The organism is Olsenella porci, assembly GCF_009695875.1.
Classification (GTDB): domain Bacteria; phylum Actinomycetota; class Coriobacteriia; order Coriobacteriales; family Atopobiaceae; genus Olsenella_H; species Olsenella_H porci.
This window is the reverse complement of sequence record NZ_VUNC01000011.1, coordinates 1-4,920: the sequence shown is the minus strand read 5'-3', so window position 1 is coordinate 4,920 and position 4,920 is coordinate 1. Positions and strand designations below refer to the sequence as shown.

The following is a 4,920-nucleotide window of genomic DNA, read 5'->3' as shown; positions in this document are numbered from 1 at the left end:
CGGCAAGGCCGCCGCCGCGTCCGGGGCGGCACTGCCGCTCGCCGGGGCCGTGGCCGGGATCCTCGCGGCCGTGCTGGCCGCGACCCTCGTCTCGCAGGCGCTGGGGTCCGTCTTCGGGTTCTGGGAGCACGAGGACGAGGCGCGCCGCTCGGTGGAGGGCCTGCCGCCCTACGTCACCTACTCGATGGTGCTCGCCGCGCTCGAGTGCCAGGACGAGTACGGGCACCCCGCGGGGTGCACGCTCGCGCAGATCATCGTCGAGTCCGGCGTCGGGGACCACCTATCCGGGCTCGCGACCCGCGACAACAACCTCTTCGGCATCAAGTGGGCGTCGAGCTTCGCCTCCTGCCCGGAGGTCACCGGGAAGGAGTCGTGGCAGACGAGCGAGGAGTACGGCGGCGCGAGCGTCACCGTCGCCGCCGCGTTCACGAGGTTCAGGTCCGCGGAGGACTGCATCAGGTTCCGCTCGCGCGTGCTCCTGCAGGCGGCCAACTACCGCGACAACGCCAAGATCCGGCAGGCCGTGGCGGCCCGCGACTCCGACCTCATGGCGGAGGGCCTCAAGGAGGCGGGCTACGCCACGTCGTCCTCCTACGTGGAGTCGCTCAAGTCCGCGATGGACGCCTACGGGCTCAGGAGGTTCGACTCCATGACGGCGGCGGACCTCAAGGCGGCTGGGACCGCGGGCACCGGGGGCGGCGCCATCGTCGCCGCGGCCCAGACGCAGATCGGCACGCCCTACGTCTGGGGAGGGACGACGCCCTACAGGGCGCTCGACTGCTCCGGCCTCACGCAGTGGTGCTACGCGCAGGCGGGGATCCGGATCCCGCGCAACTCGGAGGACCAGGCGGCCGCCGGCACGCGCGTGCCGCTCTCGCAGGCCCAGCCCGGCGACATCCTCTGGAAGCCGGGCCACGTCGGCATCTACATAGGCGGCGACTCGTACATACACGCGCCGAAGCCCGGCGACCACGTGCGCGTGGGCACGGGCATCGGCTACTTCACCTGCGCGATCAGGTACTAGGAGGGAGAGGGGACATGGAGAGACGGAAGAGGGCCGTGGCGATAGCGGCGGCGGGGGCCGTCGCCGTCCTCGTGGCGGCCTCACTGGTGCGGTGCTCGGCGGCCAGGAGCGCGTCGGCGACGGACGGCGGGACCTCCGGGGCGACCGCGGCGCAGACGGCGACCGACGCCGCCGGGTCGGACGCGGGAGGGAGCGCCGGCGAGACGGGCGAGGCGGGGTCGTGCGCGTCGGCGCTCGAGTCCCGCGAGTGGATGGGCGCCGACGACGCGTCCGAGCGCCTCACGGCGTCCGGCGGCAGGATCGTCGAGACAGACGGGACGAACACCTACACCTCGAGCTACCGCGTGACGGAGGACTCCGCGGGGAGCTGCGAGCTCTCGATCACGCGCGCGGACGGCACCGTGGTGCAGGCGACCGCCACCATCACGGGCGACGGGGACGACGCGAGGCTGCGCTGCGAGCAGCTGCGGGTCGCCTTCGACTGGGTCCCGGCGCCGACCGACGGGGAGGTCCGCGTCACGGGCGTGGACGACGAGTACCTGTCGCTCGTGGGCGGGGACGAGACCGCGCTCGACGCCGCGGTCAGGCTCTGGGTCTCGATGCACGTGCCCGGCGCGTCGGAGGCCGCATTCGACGGCGAGGTCTTCCTCGACACGAACGAGGACCGCGTGACCGCGACCTTCACCTGCGACGACCCCGGCAGGACCGTCGTCTCGGTGGAGTGGTCCGGCGGCGCGTTCTCGGTGACGGGCTAGCCATGCGCGGAGCAAAGAGGGCGGGGGCCCTCCGGCTCGCCGCCGCCGCGGGGCTCGCGCTCGCCGTCGCGCTCCTCGTCCCGCACCCGGCCTTCGCCTCGATAGCCGACGACATCAACTCGTGGATGTGCGGGGTCCTGCGCGACACCTGCAACTGGATCTTCGCCGCCCAGGCGAGGGTGCTCGCGTCGATAGGGGTGGAGGGCGTGCTCTCCAAGCCCTTCTCGTCGATGCTCGGCACGGCGGGCGGAACGACGCTCGCCGAGATGGCGCGCGGCGCCTGGCAGGCAGCCGTCCTGCCCATCGGCTGCGGGGTCCTCTCCATGGTCTTCACGGCCCAGCTCGTGCACATCTCCCAGCGCATGGACGGCAACGCCTCCGTCCCGGCCATCAGGGAGGTCGTGTTCCTGCTCGTGTTCTTCGCCGTGAACCTCTTCCTCGTGCAGAACTCGTTCGAGCTCATGAGGGCCCTCTACGAGGTCGCGCGCCTCGCGATAACCCGCGTGACGGCGCTGTTCGGCACGGGCGGGGCCATGGACCTCTCGGCCGTCTCGATCGTGACCGAGGACGACGACGTGGCGGCGCTCCTCGCGATGGTCGTCGTCGCGCTCGTCAGCTGGCTCGTCGTGGTGGTCGCCTACGTGGTGGCCCTCGTCGTCACCTGGGCCAGGGCGATCCAGCTCTACGTGATGGCGGCGCTCAGCCCCATCCCGCTGGCGCTCCTGGGCCTGGACGAGACCAGGCAGATGGGGGTCGGCTACCTCAGGCAGTTCGCGTCCGTGTGCCTCGCGGGCCTCGTGATCACGCTGCTCCTCATAGCGTTCCCCGTCGTGCTCGGCGGGCTCAACGCGGCGAGCGCCGGCACCGGTACGCCCGTCGACTCGGTCGTGGGCGGGCTCAGCTACGCGCTCCAGTACCTCGCCATGTGCGTCCTGCTCGTGCTCTCGCTCGCGAAGAGCGGGGCATGGGCCAGGGACGCCCTCGGCGGGTAGCGAACAGGCTCCCAAAGGGCGGCCCGGGAGGGCCCGAAGGATAGGAGGAAGGAATGGAAGGAGAGAGGGACGGCCGGGTGGTGGTCACCCTGCACGAGAACTTCGTGCGGGAGCACATCCGCTACACGGACCGCAGGACCGGGGAGGAGCGCGAGTTCAACCAGGCCCGCGTCCCCTCCGGGACGGTCGTCGGGGGGGACGGACTACGGCGGCTGGGAGTTCACGCCGCTGTCGGTGGGGCCGTCGGCCCTGCGCGGTGAGAGGTGGCGAGACCTGCCGCTCCCCGCGGACCGGCAGGTGCTCCTGCGCCGCTCGGTCCTCGACGCCGAGGGCAACCCCGTCCTCGGCGAGGACGGGAGGCGCGTGCGCGAGAGCGCGCGGGTCGACCCCGCCGAGCTCAGGGACGCGATCGTGGAGGGCCGTCGCCGCTGGGCGCGCGAGCACTCGCAGGGGCGGGCCCTGGGGACGCGCGCGAGCGAGGCGCGGGAGGGCTCGCGCGGCATCGCGGGGGACGCAAGACAGGCACGCGAGCAGGGAGGACGCGGGCAATGGGACGAGTGAGAAAGAGGGCGAGGGGAACGATCGCGCGGAGGGTGGTCGCGGCCATCGCATCGGCCGCGCTCGTGCTCAGCCAGGCCCTGGGCGCGCTGGCGCCCGCGGTGGCGTACGCCTCGACCGGGACCATGAGGGTGACGACGGAGACCAACGGCGGCGAGGGCTTCCTCTCGTTCGGGAGCGACTCCGGCAGCCAGCTCTTCTGCATCAGCCCCGAGGCGCACAACCCCACGGGGACCACGTTCACCAGGTGGGACTACACGGGCGAGGCCACGGGCATCCTGCCCGACCCGCACGCGCTGGCGTACCTCGTCCACATCATGGCGCCGGGCAACCCGCTCGGCCTCGAGAGGCCCGACCAGGCGATCAACGTGGCCGTGTGGATGCTCTGCGGCATGGACGTGGACCTCTCCAGCGGCGCCTACAGCGTCGGGAGGATGTCGGGCAACGTCTACAGCGGCGCCGGCGGCAGGGCGAGCCGCGCCGACGCGGGCAAGATCCAGGCGGCGGTCGCCGACGCACGCGCCCACGCGGGCAAGGCGGGCGCCTGGGACCGCGCGAGCAAGGTCTGGTACTCGCCGAACGGCACGGTCCAGAGCGTCGTAGAGGTGCTCCCCACGGGCGGCGTCGAGCTCACCAAGTCGTCCGCGAACCACGAGGTGTCCGACGCCAACGGCAGCTACTCGCTCGAGGGCGCGACCTACACCGTCTACTCCGACGAGGCCTGCACCCAGGCGGTCGCGACGATCGTCACCGACGCGAGCGGGCACGGCTCCGCCCAGGGGCTGCGCGCCGGGAGCTACTGGGCGAGGGAGACCAAGCCCGCGAGGAACTACGCGCTCTCGACCGACGTGATCCCCCTCACGGTGGAGGCGGGGAGGACCACCAAGGCCACGGCGACCGACGCCCCCCAGGTGAACCCGCTGGGGATCGTGCTCGCGAAGGCCGACGCGGAGACGGGCAAGGCGTCCCCGCTGGGCGCCGCGACGCTCAAGGGCGCCACCTTCGAGGTCCGCTACTACGACGGGCAGTACGACGAGGGGAGCCTCCCCGCGAAGGCCACCCGCATCTGGACAGTCACCACGGGCGAGGACGGCACCGCCGACCTCGGGTCCGCCACGGGCGACGCGCTCTACCGAGACTCCAGGGGCGAGGCCTGCGTGCCGGTGGGAACGGTCGCCATCACCGAGACCTCCGCCCCCAACGGATACCTGGGGGACGACGCCACCCACGTCGTCCACGTGACCGGCGAGGGCACGGCCGAGACCGTCTCCACCTACGCCACCCCCACGGTCGCCGAGCAGGTCAGGCGCGGCGACCTCGAGCTCGTGAAGGCCGAGTCCGGCAGCATGGCGCGCCTCGCGGGCGTCCCGTTCCGGATCACCTCCGCCACCACGGGAGAGTCCCACGTCATCGTGACCGACGAGAACGGCCAGGCCAGCACCTCGTCGTCCTGGGCCGCCCACACCACGCGCACGAACGCCAACGACTCGGCGGGCGAGGGGACCTGGGACGCCTCCGCGGGCGTGTGGTTCAGCGGCACCGCGGACTCCCAGACCGCCCCGGACGACTCCAAGGGCGCCCTGCCCTACGA

General features: G+C 72.6%; 6 protein-coding genes. All 6 read left to right on the top strand.

The genetic code is table 11. The features are described from left to right. Positions 1-1,024: NlpC/P60 family protein (locus FYJ68_RS09930; RefSeq protein ID WP_195837808.1), on the top strand; the 1,024-nt coding region annotated here is incomplete at its 5' end. A 14-nt stretch (positions 1,025-1,038) separates the two neighbouring features. Then, on the top strand, positions 1,039-1,779 hold the full coding sequence (locus FYJ68_RS09925) for a hypothetical protein (RefSeq protein WP_154436121.1): 741 nt from the start codon (positions 1,039-1,041) through the stop codon (positions 1,777-1,779). 2 nt (positions 1,780-1,781) lie between these two features. Continuing rightward, positions 1,782-2,771, top strand: coding sequence for a conjugal transfer protein TrbL (locus tag FYJ68_RS09920; RefSeq protein ID WP_059053502.1), 990 nt, complete (start codon positions 1,782-1,784; stop codon positions 2,769-2,771). 53 nt (positions 2,772-2,824) lie between these two features. Further along, positions 2,825-3,031: a hypothetical protein gene (locus FYJ68_RS10020; protein ID WP_195837807.1), complete on the top strand. Its 207-nt coding sequence runs from the start codon at positions 2,825-2,827 to the stop codon at positions 3,029-3,031. After that, positions 3,006-3,332, top strand: coding sequence for a hypothetical protein (locus FYJ68_RS10015; protein ID WP_229772196.1), 327 nt, complete (start codon positions 3,006-3,008; stop codon positions 3,330-3,332). The genes FYJ68_RS10020 and FYJ68_RS10015 overlap by 26 nt, the downstream gene beginning before the upstream one ends. Continuing rightward, positions 3,320-4,920 (top strand): MSCRAMM family protein (locus FYJ68_RS09910; RefSeq protein WP_268233790.1); only part of this gene is annotated, 1,601 nt, incomplete at its 3' end. The genes FYJ68_RS10015 and FYJ68_RS09910, both read left to right, overlap by 13 nt.

What these genes read in the sequence shown, in the direction of transcription:
- FYJ68_RS09925 (WP_154436121.1), top strand. Translation starts at nt 1,039, where the DNA reads ATGGAGAGACGGAAGAGGGCCGTGGCGATAGCGGCGGCGGGGGCCGTC.
- FYJ68_RS09920 (WP_059053502.1), top strand. Translation starts at nt 1,782, where the DNA reads ATGCGCGGAGCAAAGAGGGCGGGGGCCCTCCGGCTCGCCGCCGCCGCG.
- FYJ68_RS10020 (WP_195837807.1), top strand. Translation starts at nt 2,825, where the DNA reads ATGGAAGGAGAGAGGGACGGCCGGGTGGTGGTCACCCTGCACGAGAAC.